General features: G+C 59.2%; 23 protein-coding genes and 1 pseudogene. 7 read left to right on the top strand and 17 right to left on the bottom strand.

All coding sequences use genetic code 11. The annotated features are described in order from the left end of the window. Positions 1 to 11 precede the first annotated feature (11 nt). Both NDI89_RS22070 and NDI89_RS22065 read left to right on the top strand, forming a co-directional pair. Complete coding sequence (locus NDI89_RS22070; RefSeq protein WP_277524803.1) at positions 12 to 419, top strand: hypothetical protein; 408 nt, start codon at positions 12 to 14, stop codon at positions 417 to 419. 355 nt (positions 420 to 774) lie between these two features. Continuing rightward, positions 775 to 1,119 (top strand): Ig-like domain-containing protein, encoded by a 345-nt coding sequence (locus NDI89_RS22065; protein ID WP_277524802.1) that lies wholly within the window; start codon positions 775 to 777, stop codon positions 1,117 to 1,119. Positions 1,120 to 1,173: 54 nt separating this feature from the next. Here NDI89_RS22065 and NDI89_RS22060 read toward each other — a convergent pair whose 3' ends face one another. After that, complete coding sequence (locus NDI89_RS22060; RefSeq protein ID WP_277524801.1) at positions 1,174 to 1,488, bottom strand: DUF7521 family protein; 315 nt, start codon at positions 1,486 to 1,488, stop codon at positions 1,174 to 1,176. Then, entirely contained in the window at positions 1,485 to 1,838 is a 354-nt protein-coding gene (locus NDI89_RS22055; protein WP_277524800.1) for an ArsR/SmtB family transcription factor, read from the bottom strand. Before NDI89_RS22055 ends, NDI89_RS22060 begins: the two co-directional genes overlap by 4 nt. A gap of 94 nt (positions 1,839 to 1,932) precedes the next feature. Between NDI89_RS22055 and NDI89_RS22050 the strand changes: the two genes are divergently transcribed. Beyond that, positions 1,933 to 2,121 (top strand): multidrug transporter, encoded by a 189-nt coding sequence (locus tag NDI89_RS22050; RefSeq protein WP_277524799.1) that lies wholly within the window; start codon positions 1,933 to 1,935, stop codon positions 2,119 to 2,121. A 115-nt stretch (positions 2,122 to 2,236) separates the two neighbouring features. Here the strand turns inward: NDI89_RS22050 and NDI89_RS22045 are convergent, their stop codons facing one another. Both NDI89_RS22045 and NDI89_RS22040 read right to left on the bottom strand, forming a co-directional pair. Further along, entirely contained in the window at positions 2,237 to 2,710 is a 474-nt protein-coding gene (locus NDI89_RS22045) for a hypothetical protein (RefSeq protein ID WP_277524798.1), read from the bottom strand. 49 nt (positions 2,711 to 2,759) lie between these two features. Then, positions 2,760 to 3,074 (bottom strand): YbjQ family protein, encoded by a 315-nt coding sequence (locus NDI89_RS22040; protein ID WP_277524797.1) that lies wholly within the window; start codon positions 3,072 to 3,074, stop codon positions 2,760 to 2,762. A gap of 422 nt (positions 3,075 to 3,496) precedes the next feature. Between NDI89_RS22040 and NDI89_RS23960 the strand changes: the two genes are divergently transcribed. Then, a complete protein-coding gene (locus NDI89_RS23960) occupies positions 3,497 to 4,021 on the top strand; it encodes a hydantoinase/oxoprolinase family protein (protein WP_277524884.1) in 525 nt (174 codons plus the stop codon). A gap of 132 nt (positions 4,022 to 4,153) precedes the next feature. On the opposite strand, the gene NDI89_RS22030 is transcribed toward NDI89_RS23960, so the two are convergent. The 3 genes from NDI89_RS22030 to NDI89_RS22020 form a co-directional block, all read right to left on the bottom strand. After that, positions 4,154 to 5,059 carry a DUF7847 domain-containing protein gene (locus NDI89_RS22030; protein WP_277524796.1) on the bottom strand — a complete coding sequence of 302 codons (906 nt, stop codon included), beginning with the start codon at positions 5,057 to 5,059 and terminating at the stop codon, positions 4,154 to 4,156. Beyond that, positions 5,056 to 5,508, bottom strand: a complete 453-nt coding sequence (locus NDI89_RS22025) for an ArsR/SmtB family transcription factor (protein WP_277524795.1) — start codon at positions 5,506 to 5,508, stop codon at positions 5,056 to 5,058. The genes NDI89_RS22030 and NDI89_RS22025 overlap by 4 nt, the downstream gene beginning before the upstream one ends. Positions 5,509 to 5,598: 90 nt before the next feature. Next, positions 5,599 to 6,408, bottom strand: coding sequence for a DUF7847 domain-containing protein (locus NDI89_RS22020; protein WP_277524794.1), 810 nt, complete (start codon positions 6,406 to 6,408; stop codon positions 5,599 to 5,601). A gap of 557 nt (positions 6,409 to 6,965) precedes the next feature. On the opposite strand from NDI89_RS22020, the gene NDI89_RS22015 reads away from it, so the two are divergent. Beyond that, on the top strand, positions 6,966 to 7,985 hold the full coding sequence (locus tag NDI89_RS22015; RefSeq protein WP_277524793.1) for an NADP-dependent oxidoreductase: 1,020 nt from the start codon (positions 6,966 to 6,968) through the stop codon (positions 7,983 to 7,985). Between the two features lie 75 nt (positions 7,986 to 8,060). Here the strand turns inward: NDI89_RS22015 and NDI89_RS22010 are convergent, their stop codons facing one another. The 6 genes from NDI89_RS22010 to NDI89_RS21985 form a co-directional block, all read right to left on the bottom strand. Continuing rightward, on the bottom strand, positions 8,061 to 9,413 hold the full coding sequence (locus NDI89_RS22010; protein ID WP_277524792.1) for a hemolysin family protein: 1,353 nt from the start codon (positions 9,411 to 9,413) through the stop codon (positions 8,061 to 8,063). 5 nt (positions 9,414 to 9,418) lie between these two features. Further along, complete coding sequence (locus tag NDI89_RS22005) at positions 9,419 to 11,512, bottom strand: dipeptide ABC transporter ATP-binding protein (protein ID WP_277524791.1); 2,094 nt, start codon at positions 11,510 to 11,512, stop codon at positions 9,419 to 9,421. Then, positions 11,509 to 12,429 carry an ABC transporter permease gene (locus tag NDI89_RS22000; protein ID WP_277524790.1) on the bottom strand — a complete coding sequence of 307 codons (921 nt, stop codon included), beginning with the start codon at positions 12,427 to 12,429 and terminating at the stop codon, positions 11,509 to 11,511. Before NDI89_RS22000 ends, NDI89_RS22005 begins: the two co-directional genes overlap by 4 nt. Next, a complete protein-coding gene (locus tag NDI89_RS21995; protein ID WP_277524789.1) occupies positions 12,426 to 13,421 on the bottom strand; it encodes an ABC transporter permease in 996 nt (331 codons plus the stop codon). The genes NDI89_RS22000 and NDI89_RS21995 overlap by 4 nt, the downstream gene beginning before the upstream one ends. A gap of 184 nt (positions 13,422 to 13,605) precedes the next feature. Further along, on the bottom strand, positions 13,606 to 15,516 hold the full coding sequence (locus tag NDI89_RS21990) for an ABC transporter substrate-binding protein (protein ID WP_277524788.1): 1,911 nt from the start codon (positions 15,514 to 15,516) through the stop codon (positions 13,606 to 13,608). Positions 15,517 to 15,641: 125 nt separating this feature from the next. Beyond that, positions 15,642 to 16,292, bottom strand: coding sequence for a helix-turn-helix domain-containing protein (locus NDI89_RS21985; RefSeq protein ID WP_277524787.1), 651 nt, complete (start codon positions 16,290 to 16,292; stop codon positions 15,642 to 15,644). A gap of 220 nt (positions 16,293 to 16,512) precedes the next feature. Between NDI89_RS21985 and NDI89_RS21980 the strand changes: the two are divergent. Beyond that, a pseudogene (locus NDI89_RS21980) lies at positions 16,513 to 17,767 on the top strand (RNA-guided endonuclease InsQ/TnpB family protein). Between the two features lie 10 nt (positions 17,768 to 17,777). On the opposite strand, the gene NDI89_RS21975 reads toward NDI89_RS21980, so the two are convergent. The 4 genes from NDI89_RS21975 to NDI89_RS21960 form a co-directional block, all read right to left on the bottom strand. Next, a complete protein-coding gene (locus NDI89_RS21975) occupies positions 17,778 to 19,214 on the bottom strand; it encodes an SLC13 family permease (RefSeq protein WP_277524785.1) in 1,437 nt (478 codons plus the stop codon). Positions 19,215 to 19,388: 174 nt separating this feature from the next. Further along, positions 19,389 to 20,747, bottom strand: a complete 1,359-nt coding sequence (locus NDI89_RS21970) for an FAD-dependent oxidoreductase (protein ID WP_277524784.1) — start codon at positions 20,745 to 20,747, stop codon at positions 19,389 to 19,391. A gap of 145 nt (positions 20,748 to 20,892) precedes the next feature. Then, positions 20,893 to 22,140 carry an McrC family protein gene (locus tag NDI89_RS21965; protein WP_277524783.1) on the bottom strand — a complete coding sequence of 416 codons (1,248 nt, stop codon included), beginning with the start codon at positions 22,138 to 22,140 and terminating at the stop codon, positions 20,893 to 20,895. Between the two features lie 8 nt (positions 22,141 to 22,148). Next, positions 22,149 to 23,627 carry an McrB family protein gene (locus NDI89_RS21960; protein WP_277524782.1) on the bottom strand — a complete coding sequence of 493 codons (1,479 nt, stop codon included), beginning with the start codon at positions 23,625 to 23,627 and terminating at the stop codon, positions 22,149 to 22,151. Positions 23,628 to 23,714: 87 nt separating this feature from the next. Here NDI89_RS21960 and NDI89_RS21955 point away from each other — a divergent pair, with 87 nt between their 5' ends. After that, positions 23,715 to 24,488 (top strand): hypothetical protein, encoded by a 774-nt coding sequence (locus NDI89_RS21955; protein ID WP_277524781.1) that lies wholly within the window; start codon positions 23,715 to 23,717, stop codon positions 24,486 to 24,488. Positions 24,489 to 24,635 lie beyond the last annotated feature (147 nt).

Genomic DNA, 24,635 nt, shown 5'->3' with positions numbered 1-24,635 from the left:
TAGTCGGATATGTGCAACGCCGCCACGCCCTCCTCGCTGCGACCGCCGTGTTGACCGGGTTCTCCGGCTGTATCACTCCGTTCACGTCTAGCGGATCCCTCAGGGAGGTGAGTGTCGAACTCCGGAATGCGGACGGCGGAGCGCGGACGTTCCACCTCGCGCTCGAAACCGAAGCCGGCATGCTAGACTGGGACTCACATCGTGTCGACGCGGGCGTCAACGAGCTATTGACGATAGCTCCGGACGAAGACGTCTCCCCGGTCGCGTTACACGGAGTCGTCGAGGATTTCGCAGGGAGCGTCGATATCTTAGGTGTTGATGACCTCGACGAGAACTACTGTCTCCAATTCCATTTCTGGTACTCACATCCAAGCGACGAGCGACCGCAGTTGGCGCAGGTCGCCGACATCGAATGCTAACCGTGAACCCATTCTGCCGATAGATTCGCACTCTTCAGTGACCAACCATTACAGACGGGAATGTGTCTGAAGAATATCATTTCAACAGATCCACACGATTAAGGGAGTGTAAGAGTACATCTCTCGCCAATCATAGTCTTCTCTCTATCTGCAGAATGGTATCGGAAACAACACACATCACGACTTGAAGCGAGTAACACAGTTCCAGCCAATGGAACTCGGGTCCTACTGTTTTTTTACTGCTGGCTTATATCCGAGTATGAGACGTACCTTATCGGACAATCAGTCAACTGGACCTCGTTCAGACTCTTCCCAAACGATCTCTCGCCGTGCAATCTGCCGTGGCGTTGCCGTGATGGGACTGCCGCTTACCGCCGGTTGTTCAGCCCTTTCTGGACTCTTCGGCGGCAATCCAGGAGAAGTTACCGTATTCAATAACACCGATTCTACAATCACAGTAACGACCACAGTCACAAATCTCACAGAGGAGACGGAACCCCTCTCAGATACGACGGATATCGCCGCATCAGAGGCCACCAAGTACAACGACGTGTTCGAGTCGGCAACACAGTATCGGTTTGAGGCTGAAACCGAGGACGGCCTGTCAGAGAGCTACGAATGGAATCTTCCTTCACCGGACCACTACCTCTACATCACGGTCCACCCGGATTCGATCGAATTTGAGGAAAACGGCCCATAGCACTGCTGCCACTACTGCCTGAGATGTACTGGCGATAACGAGACGCGTTCTTCGTTAGTCGGATTGCGTGAACGGTATTCGCAACCCATACAGAATACAGATGAGACCCAGTATGCGGCTGATCTCTCCAAGCATTCCGTAGATAAATTGGCCGACTACTGGTACAAGTACTGGGCCAGCGAGCAGCAAGACAGGCGTCCAGAAGACGAGGAAAAAGCCGATCGCAATAAACATCATCGGCCGTTTCCGACTCCGCCAGTAGCCTCTCAGCGCAATATATCCGACGAGCAAGCCAAGGAGAGTTGATATCAGGGTCAAGGCGAACGCGATCTGTGTCTGGAGAGCAGGGTTGACCTGGAAGAGCATCATCGATCCCGCACCTCGTTAACAAACTGGGTGAACCGATCGGCCATCCGATCCCGGCGTGAGAGACTGAGTTCAAATCCGTCTGTCGTGAGATCAACAACAACACGATCAAGGGTTGCAGTATAGACTTTGTAGTGGTGCCCGTCAGCATCTGGCTGCAGGTCCTCCTCAATCAGATCATGTTCGGAAAGATCATCTAACCGACGGTAAATCGTCTGGGGCGACACCTCACACACCTCACTTAATTCTTCAGCAGACATTGGCTCAGTAGCTGTTTCGATGAGGATCGTCTGTGTACATTCATCTGCGAGGAGAGACGCGATTGACCGAAGCTCCTCATTATCACGATCCATTGATATCCTCCTTTCGGTGTAAAGCCGACACCACAGTTCCACGTCCTGGAGTTGTGTTATTCGATTTAACTATCTGCCCCTGTATAGGTTGTGTATGGTCTTCCACCGAGGCAGTTCGATTGGAACCGTACTCGGCGTCCTTGTCATGGTCATCGCCATCATCGGAACCGTGTTCCTTGACTGGACATGGAGTAATCCAGATGGGGAAGTTCTCCCACTCGTCATTGGCGGCGTCGCAGCCGTCGCTGGCGGACTTGTCGTGATCCAGCGATTCCGAAACTGAATGGAGCACTGTTCGCTAAAACCGTTCCTCTCTAGTTCTTTCGTGATGCCGCTCGGCCCAGTGGTCGTAACGAGAGCACTCTCTGGAACGCTCTCGCACCACGGCCACAATGCGATCAGAGATCCCCTAGTCGGAGCGGGCCTTTCTCCACAGTACCGGCATCATCCTCGAATAACCAGGCGAAGACCGGGACGTAACAGAGCCAGGCTATGGCGTACGCACATCCGATGCCGATACTACGTGTATCGATGGCTGCAAGAAGCCCGTCGACGGCACCAACGACGAATACGATTCCGATCAAAATCAGTAGAGATGGGCGGTCAAGCCAGTCATACAGGACACCGATAAGCGAGCCGACAACATACCCGATAACGTAGCGCGCAGAAGCTGTGAGAAGGACGTTTCCCCAGAACAGCACCGTTACCGAGAACTGGGACTCAATTCCGAGCAGCGTGAATACCGTCGCGACGTTCTCATAGTACGAGCCCTGGACCCGTATCAGACTGATAACCGCAAACACGGCCGTTAGCAGCCCGACGACACGGCCAGCTTTGACGCCGGTTCTAGCTGGGTCAGTCCGTTCGACCATAGATGACGTCACCTAGCGATCATCGTACCGCCGATGGTGGCAGCGAGAGTTATCGGAGTCGCACGGCCGTGCCGTATGCGATCACTTCGGAGCCACCGTTTGCAATCTGAGAACTCTCGAGACGGACATTGACCACAGCGTCGGCATCCATCGACCGGGCATCATCAGCCATGCGCTCGAGAGCCTCATCACGCGCGTCGGTTAGCAGTTCGGAATAGGCTTTCAACTCACCGCCAGTGATATTGCGGATGCTCTGCGTAATATCCCTACCAACGTTCCGTGCTTTCACAGTGTTCCCTCGTGCGATACCAAGCGCCTCTTCGATTTCCCGACCAGGAACCGTTTCCGTGGTGACGAACTCCATAGACGATACGTCGCATGAGACAGTAATGAATCCCAGTACCGAGTTCCACGACGTGGAACTGTCAATCCAATACTGTCCCAGCACAGATCATCGATTGTCAAGATGGACGTGGCTGACATATGTAGTTACTGCCAGTCACTCTATCACTATCGGTCTCGCTGAGGACTATCTCTCCATTTTAACCTGAGTACGGGGCTACCCTTCGTCTGAGAACGGGCTAACTCGAATCTGTTTTTCTAACACCGCTTCCCCAAATAGAGTAGTACTCTATCGGAACATGCCCTGGATGGGTTCTTCCTGCTGGCCCTGTGCCTGCTGTAACCGCTGTGCACTTGCTGTTTCTGGCGCTGAATCTCCTCTGCTTTCTCCTGTAGCTCACTGGTGTCGATCTCGAGCTCGACGTCGATCGGGCCGAGGAGTACATCGAAGAGAAGGTCGCCGGACCGCTCGATCAAGACCCGTACGAAACTGCCCGCGGCGTGCTCGATATCGTCAAGCGGGACATGACAAACGAACTGAACGCAATGATCCTGGGGCTGGGCTACTCGCCGGAGAACTACCAACTCGTCAGCTACGGTGGCGGTGGTCCGCTCCACGCGGCGGGCTATACGAAGAACCTCGACTTCCAGGACGTCCTCATTCCGGATTGGGCAGCTGCGTTCTCGGCCTTCGGCTGTGTGACGGCCGATTACGCCTACCGGTACGACCACTCGCTGGATCTGATGATTCAGCCGGACCTGAGCAACGCCGACGCCGTCGCTGAAGCACTGACCGCCACGCTCCGGGAGCTGCGCGATCAGGCCGAGGACGCCTTCGAACGCGACGGGATCGATATCGAGGAGATGCAGTTCGATCCCGCCGTCCGGATGCAGTACACCGGCATGCTCGACGACCTCGAGATCCGTACCGGACTTGTTCCTGCGCCGGATGGGACGTTTAGTCACTGACGAGAAGAAACTGAGCCATTGCTCGAGACAGTCTGTCGCCCCAGAATGGGTGGGGTCTCGAACGCCTTCGAGGAGCGCAACCGATGGGAATACCCCCTGGTATGAGGGCACAGACATTTTAGAGCATAGAATTCAGGACACCATCTCCTGAACGTAGATGTGCGCGTAAGCGCTTGCCCACACAATAGAAAGCAGTTCACCGATGCTTGATGAGAGCACGCCAAAAACAAAATATAACGATGTCAGGCTTGTCCCCATCTTGGGCAGATATATTGGCAGATAGTGGCTGATTGCACTCCCAATAACGATCACTGTGACGAGCACCAACTTTCCTCGGTAGTTCGCCGTAATGCGCCAGCTAACCTGAAGTGATTCGACGGGACCGTACTGGCCAATAACGCAGGCTTCCGGTGCGAACCAGAACTTGAACACCAAAAGAAGAAACGGTACGGCAAAGAGAATTACACCGACTGCCGCTGCGACGGGAAAGCCTACCACCTCCACGGGATTTCCTGGGATAGCGCCGACCAGAACGAAAAGCGGGAGCAAGCTGAAGAACGGAATCGTCATGATCAAAAAAACGAGAAGGAAAATCAAGCCGACTAACGCTGGCGTCCGAGCGATACTTCGCTGTAGTCCCTCGCGTATCGTTACGGGTTCGCCAATCAGTTCTCCAGCAGCGATCGTTCCCACGTAGGCTCGTACCAAGAAGATGAACGCGAACGCCGTCAGGGTCTCGAACACGCCGACTGCAGGCATCGGAAGCACATCGATGCTGTCCATCTCGAGAAGACGATTAGCGAGGATTATCATACCCGCGAAGACGACAATCGACGGATAGGATCGAAACAGGCGAACGGACCAGACTAACGCATCGAGGACGGTTCGACGAGTTGCACTCGTTTCGATGTTACGGCATTCGAGACATCCGCATTCATTGATATCATCTCGTGCCTTGACCGTTGGTGCCTCATCACGATTGGTTGCGCCGTTGCCGGTAGCAGTGCTTCGGGTCGGGGAGTCGGTGGGTTCGCTCATTCAGCGGTAACAAACTGTGAGATGGATTCACCAGCGGCAAGCAGAATCGATGGTGGGCCGAGCAGTGACGCAACGGATTTGAAAGCGCGTTTGAGACTCGGTCGATCGTCCTCGGTACCGAGGAAGAGAAGCGTCGGATCCTCGGAAACGACGAAAACGCTCATCTCACGGCCTTTCTCCGAATAACAGGTGTCTGTTACTTCGATTACCCCAGCAGCTTCGAGATTCTCCAAGTGGTAGTGGACGTTCTGAACGCTCTGGTCGAGTTGGTCAGCGATCCGCGACGGGGTCGCCGGCGTCTCGTTGAGCAGCCTGAAAATCTCGTAGGCAGTCTCTGACGACAACGCTTCGATCACGTCTCGTGTCGCGTCGTCGTCAAGGCTCAGTACAGCAGGGGTATCGCTCCGTTCGACGGCGGCGTCCGTTTGTGTCGGAAGGAGTCGTGACATGATTCTGTTATATTATGTGGGGTCAGGTCATGGGGATCGGATCGAATCGGAGGCTGCTCGAGACCATAGTATGCAGTTGTCGGTGGGTGTTTATATTGATTGGGAGGTAACGGATGAGGAAGCAATTAATCGCAAGTAGTAGGCAGTGTACACCGTATAGAAGTATGCGAAACCGACCGCGGAAAGGGCAACTCCGATCGGCACTAGGAGAGCCATCGGAATCCCGAGATCGACCGGTAATACGTCAGCTGGCCCGGCGTCCGTCAGCGTCAACTGTAGCAGGTACTCAGGGATGAGAAAAGCGTTCAACAGGACGATCCACGCCAATGAAAATCCGACGACGCTTTTGAGGTTCGAGCGGACGAGCGCAATACTTCTTCGGAACGCATCAGTAACACTCTCGTTTTCGATGACGATCGCAGTGTCGTAAAACTGCACGAACATAATGACAACGAGGATCGACACCAACCAGATGAGGATAGAAACGACACCTGCGACAAAGGCAGCCATCTCGTTAATGACAGCGAGCACCATCGAACCGATACCTAGAACGAACCCGATGAGTCCAAGTCCAATAGCGGTTCCGAGAACGAGAAGCACGAACAACACGGTTCCAAGGAGAAGTGGAAGATACTGTGTCCGCGCTGCAGTGAAAAATAGGGTGATCGACGTGTCTGTTCCTTCGATCGCGGCCTGAGCGGTTCCGATGAAGCCCCCGAGAACGAACGGGAAAACAACCAACCACGCGAGTGAGACACCTGCTGACAGCAATGGTGATTCGATCAGCTGATCCGCGTATTGCAGTTGGTTTCCGGCCCCAATGAGAAGGCCAGCGACGAGCAGGATCGGATTCGATCGGAGGGCGGCGAATCCATCTTTGAATGCGGAGACTGTGACCATCGTATCCACGAATAACCGTCGGTACGTATTAGTTCGGGCGTAGTATCAAAACCAGATTTAACTGAAGACGGGTACCGAGTTTCCGTCCTCAAGCAATAACGTAGGGAGCGAAGCGCTTGAGTGCGGAGTAGGGAGGGGGTACAATACGTTCCAAAGCCATCGTCACTGACGTCCTCCCACGACTTCAGTCGTGGGCTTTCGCGCTGTATTTGTGTAAGGCCGACAGACACCTCCGGAAATCACCTAGCGAATCACTCATCGTTGCAGATTCGGATTTTCAGACGGACGTCCTCGAGTCCAAAATGCAGGTCACGAATCTTCGGGGAGAGTGAACCCTGTCTGCGAATCCGATCGAGTCGGACAGAATTACCCCCATCTCACCCTCGAGCACCGGCGAAAGGACCAGATTGCGGCCATTCTCGTCCGTGGATGCAGAATGTACTGCCACGGACTAGGTGTCCACTGACAAGCCCACGACTTTGGTCGTGGGTAGCTGATATACCCCGTTGCTTCTATCCATACTGTGATGATCGAAGCCGCCGAAGTGGCTGAGAGCCATGGTAACAACGCGCAATCGACAGTGGCGGCTCACGGAACGACCGACCGGCGAACCGACGGCCGACAATTTTGAACTGACTGACGACCCGATCCCAGAGCCGGGACCGAAGGAGGTGCTCGTCCGGACCGAGTACCTCTCCGTCGATCCGTACATGCGCGGTCGGATGCGCGACAGCCAATCCTACGCCGACCCGTGGCCCGTCGGCGAGCCGATGCGAGCACGGGCCGTCGGCACGGTCGTCGAATCGAACCACGCCGCGTTCGAGCCCGGCGACACTGTCTTGGGCAACCTGTACTGGGCCGAGTACGCGGTCGTCGACGGCACCGACCTCGAGACGGTCGACACGGGAACGGCGCCGGTATCGACGGCGCTCCACGTCCTCGGGATGCCCGGCCGGACCGCCTACGTCGGCACCGTCGACATTGGCGAGGTCGAGCCCGGCGATACGGTCGTCGTCTCCGCCGCGGCCGGCGCAGTCGGCTCCGTCGCCGGCCAGATCGCTCGGATTGCCGGCTGCCGCGTGGTCGGGATCACGGGCCGAGACGAGAAGGCCGACTGGCTCACCGACGACCTCGGCTTCGACGCGGCGATCAACTACCGAACGACCGACGACCTCTCGGCAGCGGTCGCCGACGCCTGCTCGCGCGGCGTCGATCTCTACTTCGAGAACGTCGGTGGGGAGGTGACCGACGCCGTCATGGACCACCTCGTCGACCACTCTCGAGTGGCCGTCTGCGGGAAGATCGCCCTCTACAACGCGGAAAACGGCGACGACCGGCTACGCGGTCCGCGGCGCCTTCACCAGCGGACCCGCACTCGCGTCGAGGGGTTTATCGTCAGCGATCACGCCGATCGGTTCGACCACATCAATGCTCGGCTCCGGCGGTGGGTCGAGGAGGACCGGCTCCAGTATCGAGAGACGGTCACCGACGGCATCGAGAACGCTTCCGATGCGTTTCTGGGGCTGTTCGACGGGACGAACATTGGGAAACAACTCGTCCGGATCGACGCGGACTGAGCCCGCTGGGGACCCCCTCGAGCGAGTACGAACGGGCTTCATTGTCTGGTACACCTAAGGGCCGAAACGATCTCTCTACCCCTCGGCAGCAACGCTTGAATCGTCACCGTTCGAGGAGGCGGATTCGCTGATGCGGACGCGTTTGATTCGCGCATCGTCGACACGTTCGACGGTCAGTTCGACGCCCTCGTACACGAACGTCTCGCCGGGTTCGACTAAACGCCCGGCGCGATTGAACACGAACCCGGCGATCGTCTCGAACTCCTCGCCTTCCGGGAATTCGATGCCGATCGCGTCGTTGACGTCCTCGACGTTTACCTCACCGCTGACCCGGACCGTTCGCTCGTCAACGGTCTCGATCGGGTCCGCCTCCTGCGTATCGAGTATCTCGCCGACGACCGATTCGACGATGTCTTCGGTCGTGACGATGCCCTCCGTCGTCCCGAACTCGTCGATTACGACGACCTGTTCGACACGCTCCCGGCGCATTTCGCGGAACAGTTCGTCGACGTGCTTGCTCTCGGGGACCTGCAGAGTCTCTTCGATATGACTCTCGAGCGAGCTGTCATCGCCCGAATCTCCGACGCGATAGTCGTGAATGAGATCGCCGAGCGCGACCACGCCGACGACGGCGTCGAGGCTGCCCTCGTAGACCGGCAAACGAGTGTGACCGCTCTCGATGCATTTGGCGACGGCATCGTCAACCGTCGCAGTTCGAGAGATGGCGGTGACGTCTAACCGCGGCGTCATTACTTCTTTCACGATCGTGTCGTTGAACCGAAGTACACGCTGAAGCATCTCGCGCTCGTCGGTCTCGATGATTCCCTCACTCTCGCCGGTGCGAATCAGCTCTCGAATCTCCTTGCGGGTGACGTACGACGATTCGACGGGGGTCCCGCCAGTCAGCCCGTTGATGACGCGGGTCAGCCTGTCGAACGTGACCACCAGCGGGTACAGCGCGTACTGCGAGAGCCGCAGTGGTCGGGCGACCGAGAGGGCCCACGACTCCGTATTTTCGATCGCGTAGGACTTCGGAGCACTCTCGCCGAACAGGAGGACGACGGCCGTCACCCCGAACGTGGCGGCGAGCACCGCCTCGCCCTGCCCGAGGTACATCGCGAGCAGTCCCGTCGCGATCGACGACATCGCGATGTTGACGAGGTTGTTACCGACGAGGATCGTCACCAGCAGCCGGTGGGGGTCGTCCTTCAAGGCCTGCACGGTCTCGGCACCGGGCGTGCCATCCGTGACGAGCGCCTCGATGCGGTGCTGGGCCAGCGAGAACATCGCGATCTCCGCCGAGGAAAAGAACCCCGACAGGACGAGCAACACCAGAAGTGTTCCGACACCGATGACGGCCACAAGACTCGTTGGAAGGCCGAGAGCGCCGACGGATTCCAGCACCGCGATCGTCCTGAGGCCGGGCATGGAACTCAGTCACCTATCGAATCGGCATTCGAGGATCCCGGCAACTCCGGATCGTCGACCGCCGACGCGGCCGGCTCGCCGTCGCTGTCCGGGAAGTAACACGCTGCCCGATGTGTCTCGTCTCCCGTCTCGTCGATTGCCGGTTCGCTCTCCCAGCACGATTCCTGGGCCTTCGGACAGCGCGGAGCGAACGCACAGCCCGAGGGGAGATCGACCGGGTCCGGTGGCTCCCCCTCGAGGAGGACGCGGGCTCGATCGGCGGTCGGATCCTTCTCCGGCGCGGCCGAGAGCAGCGACGAGGTGTAGGGATGGCTGGGTCGGTTCGCGACGCGATCGACGTCGCCTTCCTCGATGATCCGGCCGAGATACATGATCGCCAGCCGGTCTGAAACCTGCGTCAGGCTCGCGAGGTCGTGGGAGATGTAGACGATCCCAATGTCCTCGGTGTCGGCCAGCCCCCGCAGCAGGTTCAGCAGATTGACTTTCAGCGACACGTCCAGCATCGACGCCGGTTCGTCACAGATCAGGAAATCGGGGTCCAGCACCAACGCCTTGGCGACCGCGACGCGCTGTCGCTGCCCGCCGGAGAGCTCGTGCGGGTAGCTGTCCAGGAATTTTTCAGCAGGGGTCAGTCCCACCTTCTCGAGCGTCTCGACGATCGCCTGCTCCGTCTCGTCGGTGCGATAGTCGTGGATCGTCAGCGGTTCGCCGACGATCTTGCGGACGGTCTGGCGGGGATTCAGCGAGTCGAAGGGATCCTGGAAGATGATCTGGGCCTTTCGCCGGAACTCCTGCAGATTGCCGTTCTGATAGTGCTCGTAGGACTCTCCATCGAACGACAACTCGCCTCCCGTCGGATCCTCGAGTAAGGCCATGGTCTCGCCGAGCGTCGACTTTCCGCAGCCGCTCTCCCCCGCGATGCCCAGTACTTCGGATCGGCGGACCGACAACGAAACACCGTCGACGGCCTTCACGTAATCGGGATCCTCGGCGCGGAACTTGCTCAGGAGGGTCTGACTCTGTTCGTAGTGCTTCTCGAGGTCGTCCGTCTCGAGGATGACCTCGCCGCGATCGGAGTCGTCGTCCCCGTCGTCGGGGATGTTCCACGTCTCCGGATCGTGAGCGTCACGTCGCAACTGGGCCGCCTCTTTGACGCGGTGACAGGCCGATCGGTGGTTCCGATTGGGGAGATCGAACAGCTCGGGGTGGGACTCCCCGCACTCGTCCGTGGCGAACGGACACCGGTCCTCGAAGACGCAGGCGGTTGGTTCCCGGCTCAGGTTCGGTGGGGAGCCGGGGATCGCAACGGGGTCGTCGCTCTCGTCGATCTCCGGAAAGGAGTTCTTCAACCCCATCGTATAGGGGTTCGTGGGATTGACCAGCACGTTGTCGACACTTCCCTGTTCCATCACCTTTCCGCCGTAGAGGATCGATAATTCGTCGCAGGTCTCCGCGATGACGCCGATCTCGTGGGTGATCAACAGCAGGGAGCTGTCCATCCGCTCCTGAATCTCGAGGATCTTGTCGATGATCTTGTCCTGAACGATGACGTCCAGCCCGGTCGTCGGCTCGTCGGCGATGATGAGGTCCGGCTCGAGGGCGAGCGCCATCGCGATGGTGACTCGCTGACGCATTCCGCCGGAGAACTCGTGGGGATATTCGTCGATCCGGTCCGGATCGAGGCCGACGATCTCGAACAGTTCCTTGACGCGATCGCGCGCCTTGGCGTCCGTGACGTTGCGGTGGGTGTGGATCGCCTGTGCGATCTGATCGCCGGTCGACATCACGGGATCGAGCGAGTCCATCGCGCTCTGGGGGATGTAAGCGATGTCCTCCCAGAGGATGTCACGGCGCTCGGCGTCCGAGAGCGACATGAGGTCCGTCCCGTTGAACTCGATCGTCCCGCGCTCGACGGTTCCGTTCCCCGGGAGCAATCCTAATAGCGCCTCCGCGACGGTGGACTTCCCGGAGCCTGACTCGCCGGCGAGGCCGTAGTTGACGCCCTCGTCGATACTGAACGAGACGTCGTTGACGGCGTGGATTGTTTCGTCGTCGGTCGCGTACGTGACTTTGAGGTCTTCGACGTTGAGTAGCGTCATTGGTCGGTCTGAATTTCGGGGTTAATGACTTCCTCGTAGGCCCGTCCGATGAGGAACACCGAGGTGGTTATCGCAGCGATACCGATGGCGGGCGGGAGCACCCACCACCACGCGACGCGTATGTTCCCCGACGCGAACACCTGCCGGAGCATTCGCCCCCAGCTGGTCATCGTCGGATCGCCGAAGCCGAGGAACGCGAGACTCGCCTGTGCGGCGATGGCCCAGGCGACGCCGTATGCGGTGTAGAGGAACCCGATCGGCAACACGTTCGGCGCGACGTGATACAGCATCGTCCGCAGATCGCTCGCGCCGCTGGCTCGAGCGGACTTGACGAACGTCCGCTCGCGGACCGATAGCACCTCCGAGCGGACGACCCGCGCCGGCATCTTCCAGAGGAAGCCGGCGATGATCGCCGTGATCAGCCAGATGTTCGGCGTCACGAACGTCAACAGTAGCAGCGCCATCGGCATGAACGGCAGCGAGAACGTCAGATCGGTCAGCCGCATCAGGAGTTCGTCGACCCAGCCGCCGTAGTAGCCGCTGACGACGCCGACGGTGAAGCCTAGCGCGCCCGTCCCCAGACCGCCGAACAGGCCGACGATGAGCGTCGGCCGCGCGCCGGCGAGGAATTGACTCAGGACGTCCTTCCCGAACGCCGTGGTTCCGAAGAACGCGTCCAGACTCGGGGCAGAGAGCCGGAGCACGGATCCGGTGTCGCTGCGAACGGTGTGTTCGATCGGGTCGTGGGGCGCCAGGAACGGCCCGAACAATCCGAGGAAGACGAACGCCGCGACGACGAGCATCCCCGCGAACGCCAGCGGATCCCGTCGCAGGAACGCGAACTGGTCGCGCACGAGCGTCCACAGCGCGTCGACGCGTCTGTACAGCTCGGCCTTCGGCTTCGTTTCGGTACTCATGCGGACCCACCTCCGTTCGTGGAGACCGTCGGGTCGAAGTACGCGTAGAGGACGTCCGCAGTGAGGTTCGCGATGATAACTGCCAGCGCCATGATGAAGACCGCGGCCTGCACGAGCGGATAGTCCTGCTGCTGGATGGCCAAGACGAGTTCGCGGCCGATGCCGGGCCAGCTGAAGACCACCTCGAGCAGGATCAGTCCCTGGAAGATCATGCCCAGCCGGAGGGTGAAGTACGTCAGGATGGGCAGCATCGAGTTCCGGCCCGCGCGGGCCAGCTGTTCCATCTCCGAGAGTCCCTTCGCCCGGTGGAGCTTCAGGAACTCCGATCCCCGCTTCTCGACGACGCCGTTGCGGGCGAGCAACAGGAAATCACCGCTGTAGTAGAGGACGGCGACGGTGAAGGGTAAGATATAGTGATGGAGGAAGTCCAGCGAGACGAACGTCTCGAGGTAGCCGTCCGGCGTCGCCCGGATCGATCGCATCCCGAGCGCGGGGACGATTTCCAGATTGTATGCGAAGACGATGATGAAGAAGATCGCCGTGATGAAGACCGGCGTCGATCGCAGCAGCGTCGTCGAAACGATACTGAACTTCTCGAGGCGGCTCCCGCGATTCCAGCCGGCGTACATACCCAGCACCGAACTCAGAACGGCCGTCGTCACGAGGGCCGGGACGAGCAAGATCAGCGAGTTGATCAGCCGCGGCTCGAGGACTTCCCAGACCGGCTGACTCCGCAGGATGGAGTAGCCGAACTGGAAGGTCAGCAGACTCCCGAGGTAGTTGATATACTGTTTCCACATCGGCTCGTCGAGCCCGTACATCGCACGGATCTCGTCGATCTGCGCCTGATTGAGGTTCCCCGAAGTCACGAGCGCCTCGAAGGGGCTCCCCGGCAGGAGCCGCAGAACGACGAAGATGACCGAGACCGCGATCAGCGTCAGCAGGACGGAGATCGCGAGCCGCTTGAGCAGGAACCGCTGGAACTTCGTCATCGGTCGTCCCCTCGAATGACTGCGATGTGGTTCGCTGACCGCGTCGCCGCGCCGACGGTCGCACGGCGGCCGAATGCGGCGCGCTCCGCTCGAGCAGTGGCGCGGTCAGGATGCCGGTTCGTTTCGGGTCGGGTCCGCTCCGGTGAGTATCGGTCAATGATCGGATGCATTGGGTTTCGTCTCCTCATGAGAAATCGGGCTGGTCGAGGTCCGCGCGGCGCTTGTTCGTGTTCTCGGGCTGGATCCGCTCGACGAACGCCCCCCACGCCTCCCCGTTGGGGAATCGCAGGTTGTCGTCGCCGTCCCAGGTGTAGCCCGCCCGCTCGAGGACGGTGCGTGCGTCGCCGACGTCGTACTCGTAGTCTGTCGTCTCGGCGTTGTGCCACGGCGTGAGCGACGAAATCGGGTTCTCGCCAGCTGGTACCGTCGCCTGACCCTGCAGGAAATCCTCGACGAACCCCTGGGAGTCGACCGCTTTCGCCAGCGCGACGCGGAACTCCTTGTCCCGAATCAGCGGACAGGAGAACATGAGTTTCGCGTCCAGGGGGGCGTAGCTCCCAGCCGACATCTTCTCGATACCGTCGGTGTTGGCCGCGCGGTCCGCCTGAAGGTCCGAGAGATTCGTTCCGATAGCGTCGATCGAACCGCTCTGGAGCGAGCCGATCAGCGCGTCGACGTTGCTCACGTTGATCCAGATGACGCTGTCGACGCCGGGCCCGCGCTCGGCCTGGTCACCGAGGGCGTCGGCCCGCCAGTCGTCGTCGAACATCCAGTGACCGTCGTTGCGCGAGGCCTCAAATCGGGTCCCCTGCTCCCAGTCCTCGAACTGGAAGGGGCCGGTTCCGACGGGGGCATCCGGGTTGTGCTGTGACGGATTCCCGACGTCCTCCCACCGGTGTTTCGGGAGGATGACGCTCCGGACGACCCGCTGGGTCATGAACGACGCGTCGGGGTTCGTCAGGTTGAACCGGACCTCGTGATCCCCGAGTACCTCGACCGTCTCGATCGGGTCGTAGAACGGTACCTGACTCGTGGAGGCATACTCCTCGTACAGTTCGACGGTGAACTTCACGTCCTCGGCGGTGAACGCCTCGCCGTCGTGCCACTCGACGCCCTCGCGCAGGGTGAGTTCAACGGTAGTGTCGTCGACGAACCCGCCACCAGTCGCCAGCGCGGGGACCACCTCGAGGTCGGGCGTGGCGTCGAACAGGCCGTCGTAGATGAACGTCAGGCGTTTCGCCTCGGCCCCGCCGGCGGCCCACGGAAGGTTCAGCGAGTTCATCGACGTCGAAACCCCTTTGACGTAGGTCCGGTTGTCCGTCTCGGGCTGGAGGTTGACCTCGGTCCAGACGAACGAGTCCATCGTCGGGCCGTTCCCCGGCGTCTCCACGTACCCGGTCCACCGCTCCGTGTTCACGGCCGTGATGATGTTCGGAAACAGCGTGATGAGCGCCCCGACGTCTTCGGCGAAGATCTCCTGTGCTCGATCGACGAGTTCCTCTCGTCGGGCCCGCTCGGTCGTCCGGGCCTGCTCGGTGAGGACTTCCTGCAGTTCGGGATGGTAGTAATTATCGTAATTCGAGAGGGACCCTTCCGTCCGACGCATCAACAGCGGGTTCGGATCGAGTCCCCGCTGTGGATCGGGCCCGTGTGTGCTCATCGAAATGACCGCTTCGAGTCCGTTCGCCGTCCAACTCTGTGCGTATAGCTGATTCAACGGCCTGTCATTGAGCGTCACGGCGATTCCGAGGTCGTCGAGCCCGCGCTGGACCATCAACGCGTGCTCGCGCATCCACGGATCGTCCTCGCTCGAGAATTCGACGGGTAACGAGTCGAGGACGGAACCCGCCCTGGCGCTGTAATCCAGCGGCGGCGACTCGGCGTCGACGGTCTCCCACTCGCGCCAGTACTGCGTCTCGACGGTCTCCGGGACGCCCTCGGGCACGTCCGGCTCGAGGCTCTCGCCACGGCTACTGCTACAGCCCGCCAGCGCGCTCGTTCCGAGCGCCGCGGCGGCCGTGGCGATGTAGCCGCGTCGCGTGATCCGATCACGTGCCCCGGTGACCGAACTGTCATGGTTTTCTCTTTGAGACATCCACTCCCACGTTACGGGCTAACTAGAATCGTTTTACTCCCGATAGCGACCGATAGCTATCGTTCTTTAAGTCGGGGGAGAGAATACAGAGGGATATTCGTGATCGAGGGGGATTCGGCTCGGTTTCATTCACGAGGGCCGTAAATGAGTTCGAGCAACGTTCGTTCGGCGGTCCGGAGTCGCTCGTTGATCGTCGACTGGGTAATATCGAGTTCGTCCGCGAGGTCCGTCTCCGACGTTTCTCGGGGAACGTCGAAGTAGCCGTGATTGTACGCCGTCTCGAGAACTTCGAGCTGATCGCTGGTGAGTTTCGAGACGAGTACCTCCGTTAATCGTCCGCTATCCAGTGGCTCCCCGGGCTCCTCGTTCTGGGTGACAGACAGCAGTTCGAACTCGCCGAGGGTCTCCTGCACCTCGTCGGCCATCGATCGGAACTGATCCCAGTCCCTCGTTGTCGCCACGATTTCGAAGACGTCGTTCTGGAGGACGATTCGGTTCGGAATCGCTTCCTGACGGAGAATCAGACTCAGGATGAACGGGTACGACTCGTTCGCCAAAATCGTGAGTCGACGGATCTCGAGCTCCTCCGAGGCGGTCGGGATCTTGCTACTGTAAAACAGCGAGACGCCCGAGATCTCTTCGAGGACCGTTTCGGGATCGAATTCGGTGTTCGACGCGACGGTCAGCGATTCGATCCACGTGCCGTCTTCGACGTAGAACGCATTGTCGAGCTCGATACTCCGGACGTCGTCTAACGTCTGCTGGAGTTTCGCCATCACGCCCGTCGGCACAGTCGTAAACTCGACGCGTAGAATAGGGGAATCCTCCGTACAGGGACGAATCCGATCCGGTCATATATAGCTCACGTTTATACAAAATACAGGAGAAAACCCACGGCTTTAGCCGTGGGATGAATCCGTCACTGCTGAATCAAACCACGCGACAGTGGCAGTCCTCCTCCCAACGTTTAAGAAACATTCGTTCTACATTTAAGGTATGGAGGTGCGGCGTACTGTCCCCGTTGCACTCGACGTGGACAGCGACGACGCCGTACTCCTCGAAGACACCGTAGACACCTTCCTCTGGTCAGCACAGTACGTCGTAGACCACGCTTTCACAGGCGAGTACGTCACCACGAGCAAGACGACGCTCGACGACGAAACATACGACGATGTGCGAGAGAACACAGACGGGTTCAACGGTGGACTCGTCCAAGCAGCGAGGAACAAGGCCGCGGAAGCCTGCAAAAGCGTCGTCGCACGCTGGAAAAACGGCAAGAAAGCCTCGAAGCCGACGTTCACCAGCCCACACGTCGTCTACGACCACCGAACCGCCACATTCCACGACGACTACGTGTCTCTCGCCACCACAGACGGTCGCATCGAAGCCGACTACGTACTGCCCGGCGAGGATAGTGACACGCCACACTCGAAGTACCTGTTTGCAGACGAATACGAAACGACGGGTGCAGAACTACACTACCACGACGGCAACTGGGCACTTCACATCCACTGCAAGAAGGACGTGGAGTCCGACACGTCGAAACAGGCAACACCTGAGAACGGAACAGTTCTCGGGGTTGACCTCGGCGTGAACACCCTCGCCGTCACCAGCACGGGCACGTTCTGGACGGGCAACGAGTTCGACCACTGGCGGCGCGAGTACGAGAAACGCCGTGGTTCACTCCAGCAGTGTGGGACGCGCTGGGCGCACGAGAACATCCAGTCAGTCGGACAGAAGGAAGACGGTCGGTTCACGCTACTGCTGCACCGAATCGCCAACGAACTCGTCGATGAAGCCCGTGAGAACGGGTGTACGGTCATCGTGTTCGAGGACTTGACCGACATCCGTGAGCGAACTGGTGCGTCGTGGGGGCACAAGTGGGCGTTCGACCGCCTATACGAGTATGTCGAGTACAAAGCCGAAGAACACGGCATCACGGTCGATCAGGTAGATCCTGAAAACACCAGTCGGCGTTGCTCGCACTGCGGGTTCACGCACCCTGACAACCGCACCGGTGAGGAGTTCGCGTGTCTGAAGTGCGGGTACGAGAATCACGCAGACTACAACGCTGCGAAGAACATCGGCTTACGGTATCTCCGTCGGAACCAAACTGGGTCTGGCGGAGGCGCACCCTTGGGCGTGCGCTTGAACAGCGGGATGTTGAACGTGAATGGTGGCTATTCTCCTGCCATTGCAAGTGGCCAGAACGGGAGTCCACGCTGAATCCCACGACTTCAGTCGTGGGTAGCTCAACGAGGTTAGACCACGAGCGGCCAGTAGACGAGCCACGAAACAATGGCGACGGCGATAGAGAGTGCCATCGTCACGAGACCGAACGAGGCGACGTCGCGATGCGACAGCGGCCCTCGGTCCATCGATACCAGTACCGCCGTCGTATTGAAGGGAAGAACCGTCGTCGAGCCGACGACGAGTAACACGGTGAGCGCGAGGAATAGTTGATTGATTGCAAAGACGCTCGCGAACTCGAGGACGATGGGGAGTACGACGACGATCGCGGCCGACGCGGTCGAGAACAGGATCCGAATACAGATCGCGATGAGTATCAGTACCGCGACGATCTGCCACTGAGCGAGCACTGCGAACGGGACCCATCCTGTGAGGCCGTCGACCACCGCCGTAATCGCGCCCGTCGCTTCCATCGCGTCCAGAATCGATAACATCGCACCGATAAGGAAGACGATCCCCCAGCTCACCTCCGAGACGTCCTCGGTCGTGATAACGCCCACGGACGGGATCGAGAGTGCGACGACCGCGGCGACGGCCGGCAACACGGTCGGGATCCCGACGAACGAGCCGACGATCCAGCTCACGATAGCCCCGAGAAGAACCGCTCCGACGAGGCGTTGGTCGCGAGTCAATCGTGTCGTTCCGTCCCCGTCCGTTTCCAGTCGCGCGGTATCGTCCGTCTGTATCGTCACGTCTTCGTCGACCAACGCGAACAGGCCAGCGCAGACCACCGCCAGCGTATAGAGGAGAATCGTCGGCGGAAGCATCAGTACGGCCCAGTCGACCCACGTTATCGGCCGCACGGAAGTCGCGACGATTTCGGAGGTGACCAGCGCCATTCCCCCGCCGGTCATCAACGCCATCGACGCGATCGGGTTGACGTGACCGAGAACGAGAAACGCCGCGCTCTCGAACCCGCCGTCGGTGTCAGATTCGAACCCGCCGGCGAGCCGCTTCACGATTGGGATGAACGTTACCGCGCGGGCCATCGCGGAGGGCATCACGAACGCCAGTGCGAGGACACTCCCGGCGACGGAGTGTAACGCGCGGCGCGGCGTACTATCCGCAGACAGTAATCGTCTCGCTAGCTGGCGGTCAAGACCGACACTCGTCGTGGCGTCGCCCAACAACAGCAACAGGAGCAGAAAGAACACGAGCGTCGACGTGAACCCTGTCGTCGCCGCACCGAACGAATCGACGGCACCCAGTGCGAACAACAACGTGACGCTGAGAATACTCGAGACGACGTACGGGACAGGTCGGGTCAACCACAGCACGAGCGCAGAGAGGAACACCGCCAGCGTCCGCTGTCCCTCGAGAGTCAGGGCCGTCGGTGGGGAACTCATCACACCGAGCGCGAGTACGATAGCGGCAGTGAGCAATCCCAAAGATTGCCACGAGAACAGCTCCGTCTTCGACATTCCCCGCACGTCGAACCGATTTCCCATTACGGTCACCGTCGCTGCTCTGGCTGAAGAATCTGGTGACACCGCTGCCGCAATCACTGAGCAGTTTCAGAGCCGTTATTTTCCGCTCGAGGACTTCCTCGAATCCTCGAGAGAGCCGATACGGTGTCGGGATATTCTATCTGACCCCACGTGTCGAGTGAAATAGATCATCCATCAGGCTGCTCGGCTAATAGGGTTGAACACCCGCCACATTTTCCGTGGACGCAATAGCGTGGTCGGTGGCTGTTCCATCGTCAGCACCCGAAAGAACGCACTGGACAGCGTGCTATCGGTGTGAGCTTTGTGAATCAACCGAGTGAGGTACCAGCTGATGAGGTCAGTGCCGAACGGTTTGGGGCCGGTCGTTTGTGGAAACGCGAAGTCACTGCCTGCCGCCAACAACCACGCCATGTCGATGACCGCTTCGGCCCGATCGAAAAACCGAGGCGCGAGATCCTCAAGACCGTCCCCAGCCAGGGCCTGATGAAGCTCGAGTGCCTCGAGAGCCGCCACAGACATACCCTGCCCGTAGATCGGGTTGAAGCTCGCAATCGCGTCACCGATAACGACCAATCCATCGGGGAATCGGTCGAGGTCCCCATAGCGGTACCGTCTGTTGGTCGGGAACGGGTACTGCTCGATGTCCGTGGAGACCTGTCGATGGTCGTCGAGGAGATGCTTCACATCAGGTGCCAGAAGGCTTGCTGCGAACTCCACCAGTCCCTCAGGATCCGTCGGGGGATGATCACTGTGGACGCCGTGTACGCTAACTACCCAGCGGTTTCCTTCGACGGGCGCAGCCATCCCACCGCGTGTGTGCGGGGAAGACGGCGGAACGAGAAACGTACGCAGGTCGTCGGCAGGTCGCTCGATAAAGGTGGTGCTGTAGGCCACGTCGATGCGCACCTCCTCGACCTCCGGCGGCGTGTAGCCGTGAGTTTCGAGCCATGTCGGTGTTCGACTCGTCCGTCCGGTGGCATCCACGACCAGATCCGCGGTGATCTCCGTCTGCTCACTACCCTCACGGAGTACCACGCCTTCCACGGCCGTCCGAGTATCGTCGAGGAGGTAGTCAGTGACCTGGCAGCCCGACCGGATGTGAACGCCGTCGAGAGTGGAAACGCGCTCTCGGACTACCTGCTCGATCAACGGCCGAGTCGCGGAGTACGTCTCCATCGGAGTCGGACCGTGGGCGAGGAAGTCACCCTCGCTGTAGAAATTCACATCGCTGGCAAAATCGACGACAACGCCTCCAGCGGCGATGAGATCCTCTCCGAATCCGGGGAACAGGTCCTCCAACGTCGCTCGTCCGGCCTCGAGCAGCGCATGGGGATGTGCGCCTTGTGGCACTCCTCGGCGTACAACTGGATCGGTTGGAAGGCGATCTCGTTCGACGATCGTGACGTCGGTGAATATATCAGCTAGCACGCGACCTGCGAGCAGGCCGGCTATGCTCGCTCCACTCACCACCGCTTTCCCACGTCTTTCAGGTAGTTGGTCGCTGTCGTACCGCGGAACGGTTGCCAAAGTCATGATGAGGTCACTACGGCCTCGAGGGACAGGTAGTTAGCTAGTGACTATCACGCACCTACTGGCCAACTTTCATGGCCTGCAATGGTGGTTGTGTCTATCGAAATGACACCAGATGCCCATTCGGTTTGTTAATACGAGAACTTCGTTAGCTGATATTCATTCCGACCGCTTCTAGTTCCTGCTTCAAAACGTCGGAGAGCCTGTTTGCGAACGAACTGAAATTAGATACATCCGCTCCGGTCGGCAACTCTCGAAGGTGGAGCGGCAACCGATCGTCAACTCGATACTCGGTTTCAACGGAACCGTCCTGTGACGGATAAAGAAGCAATCCGGGAACGTCGTCCGCTAACTGATAGGACGTCAACTGATAGATATCGGATTGGCTCGGCCGTCCTGTTTTCCATTTCGCATCACCGACGAGTTCGAGATTTCCGTTCGGGTCGCTGATAACGAAATCCGGATACATGTTTATCGACGGGTTCCCCCCGGTTACGAGCCGATCGAGCCGGGACTGTGCGTCCATCGTCCACGCAGTACCCTCGAGCGCGTCGCAGGCAGCGCGTTCGACAGTTGCCTCGAAGATCCGGTTCATATTGACGAGCATCCCGTATGTCTCCCGCGTCCCCGACCGGAAGTTATCCACGAACGTCGACTGGATCACGAGTTCGGCGAGTCGAAGGATGTCCTCGTAATATTGAGTTCGCCTGTCGAGGTGGACTGCGTCCAGTTCGGATAACGGGACGGGACGGAGCGTGACGTCTCGTCTGAGCTGCTGCTCTCGTTGTCGGAGACTCCCCTGAAGAGATTGCTCGTCGACGAGCTGTGTCAGGAGATGGGTCGCATAGAGCACGGCCTGATTCGGAACCGTATCGTGTGTCAATTCCTGGTATTCGACGTCGAACTGAGTCGTCACGACGTCCCCCCGCGAGAGTTGGCGCTGCACATCGAGCCGCCCGCGGAGATGCGATTCTCGAGACTCTTGTGTCCGGTAGTCTTTCCCGAGGCCGCGTTGGATGAGTTCCTCCAGACGTTCGAGAAACAGCGCACCAATCGCGTCGAGGAATAGGTCACCGGAAAGCGCCTCGACAGTCGAATCGATCGTCGCTGATGAGGCGCCCTGTGCGTAGAGGAGCAGCCGGAGGAAGTTCCCACCTGCGGCCTTCGGCCGGATCCGAACCTGCGTCCCCTCCGGGAGCGAGACGAGACCGACGTACGACGATGTCCGGAGGCGTACCTGTCCGTCAGCCGTGTACTCGTACGTGAGGCGGTGCTTCGATCGGTTGAGTTTGGAATCGATCGTCTCGAGCACCGCTTCTGGAAGGTCTAGCGGGTGTGACGTCTCGTGTTCGGCGAGTTCGATCGTCCGCAACGGACCCTGTTCTGTGGATGCCATGAGCTCCCCTACTGTGTCATTGCCGCACAGTCGTTGACGAACTCCCGTACAGTATTTTTGAACTGTTCTCTGGCATCGTCATCGATGAGTCGCTCGGCGGGAATCTCGAGATCCTCGAACTCCTCCGAAAGCATATATTTGGCATCGATAGGGTCCTCGAGAACCGACGCGATGTTTTCAGCAAAGTTTTCGAACACGTAGTCGTCGTACTGGCTGCGTCCCCAGAATCGAAACTGGACGGTGCCGTTGGTTCGTGATTCGAACACGAGATAGTCACCGTCGTTGAACTCGTCCCAGTAGAACTGCATCGCTCCCGTCCTGACGCCGGTTCCGTAATCGGTCTCGTCCGCTTCCTTCTCCGCGAAGTCGTACAGATCCTTGTACACGGCAACGATTTCGGGGTCGTACTCCGACTCCAGTTCGTCGAAGAACGACTCCTCGTCCCACTGTTTTCGCGAGTCAGTCGACGGATCGGTGTCCGAATCGGCTGCGGAATACGAGAGTTCGACGTCATCTCCGACCAGATTACTCAGGGCATCCGCAAGCTCCTGCTCGGTGAAATCTCGAATCTGCTTTCGGTCCCAGTCGAACAGTTCGTCGCCACTGCCGTCGAACAACTCTTGGCGAATTCGATCGAACTGACCGAAGTAGTACTCCTCGAGGAGCGGGAGAATATCGTACCGCCAGGCATCCCGGATCTCTTGGGTGGTCGTGAGTCCGAACAGGCGGGCATGGCCGATCTGTTTCCCCTTCCCGAGATCCGCGATCGTCGTGATTCGATCGTTCAACTCTCGAAGTGACTGGACGGAGAGCGAGAGCAGTGCCTCGAACGCATCACCGTCCTGAAGCGGATCGTCCGGAAGATCATATGCGGCAATAACGTCATCGAACGTCGGTGGGAACGCAAGAAAACGGAAGCGTCGTCGGAGTGCTGCATCGACGAGCGCGATCGATCTATCGGCCGTGTTCATCGTCCCGATGAGATAGAGGTTCGGCGGTATCACGAACGACTCGCCCGAGTGCGCGAGTTGGACGGCGGTTTCGTTCTCTTCGTCGAGACGTTTGTCGGCTTCTAATTGCGTGATCGTCTCACCGAAGATCTGCGCGAGGTTCCCACGATTGATCTCGTCGATAATGAGCACGTACGGTGGCGGCGATTCGTCGTTTTGCCGGGCGCGCAGATAGGCGGCTCGAGCCGTCGCTGTGACCCGTTTGAAGACGCCTTCCTCGACTTCGTACGTGACATTTCCGTTGTTCGCGGTGGCCGTGAGGCCTTCCATGAAGTCTTCGTAGGCGAACGATGGGTGGAACGTGACCGTCTGTATTTGTTCGTCGATCGGTTCCGTATCGGTTCGCTCCTGCACCCACCATTCTGCGAAGCGTTTCGCGATGTACGTCTTTCCGGTGCCGGGCGGGCCGTAGAACACCGCCTGCTTCGAGCTCTCTAACTGTCGTGCGATCTCGTCGGCACGTGACGGCTTTTCCACCGGATCGTCGCCACCGTCTAAGCCATTGAGCGAACGGAAATCGGACTTGACAGCACGGAGTTTTTCGACGACCGTCGCGATCGACGCATGTTCAATCTCGTTGAGCTGATCGAGATCACGGTGCGTTTTCCAGTCATCTCCTCGGATGTTGTCACCGACGTGGAGTCCGTACGAAAGTCGGTTCCAGTGGATACCGAGATACAGTTGGTATCTTTCTCGTTGGTCTCCGTCACCCTCTGGATATATTGCCATCCAAGCGAAATCGGACAGGTACGCTTGCGGATCCGTGAAGTGAACCGTATGAGTTTCGAACTCCGAAACGCCGAGTTCTGTAGCGAGATACTCGACGAGACGCGTGAGATACGCATCGATCCGGGGCTTGTAAAAGTCGAAATAGAGCTGGCCGAGGATCGTATAATTTCGCCAGTTCTGGTGGATGTTCCTGTCGTATTTCTCGTTTTCTTCCCGTTTGATATCCTCGAGCTTGTCGATCGGGACCTCGCCGTCGTCGTGGAAGGCCTCGAGAATCTGGTAGCGAACCTGCTTGATTTTCTTCGTTCCCTCGTACTGAGCGCGTTTAGACGATTGATACTCCTCCGGAAGGTTTCGAACCGCGTTGAGAAAGGGTTGGGCATCATCGACCCCGTCCGTGTTGGGATCAAACTCGTGGAGTTGTCGCGAGAAGCGCCACAGATACGTCAGGAGGAAATCCGCGACGTCGGCGTTGGTCTCGTCGATAGCAAGTGTCTCGGCAAATCGACGGACGTCGCTTTCGGAAGCATCGTATCCGTACTGGGCCTCGAGGTTTCGAGCCAGTTCGGTACAACACCGTTCGTACAGATCGCGTTGTTCTGCGGGTGAGAGTTCGTCTATCGAATCCGCAGCCGAGGCGTACGACGCGGTTCCCCGTGCCGGCCCCCAGTCACAGAAGAGTTCGAGAAGTGCTCTGAGGTTTTCTTCGCTGTACTCGCCCTTGGCCTCCGACGTCGCGAGAGAAATACTGCCAAA

This window comes from Natrinema salsiterrestre (assembly GCF_029502005.1).
GTDB lineage: Archaea > Halobacteriota > Halobacteria > Halobacteriales > Natrialbaceae > Natrinema > Natrinema salsiterrestre.
This window is presented reverse-complemented; position numbering and strand designations above follow the sequence as displayed.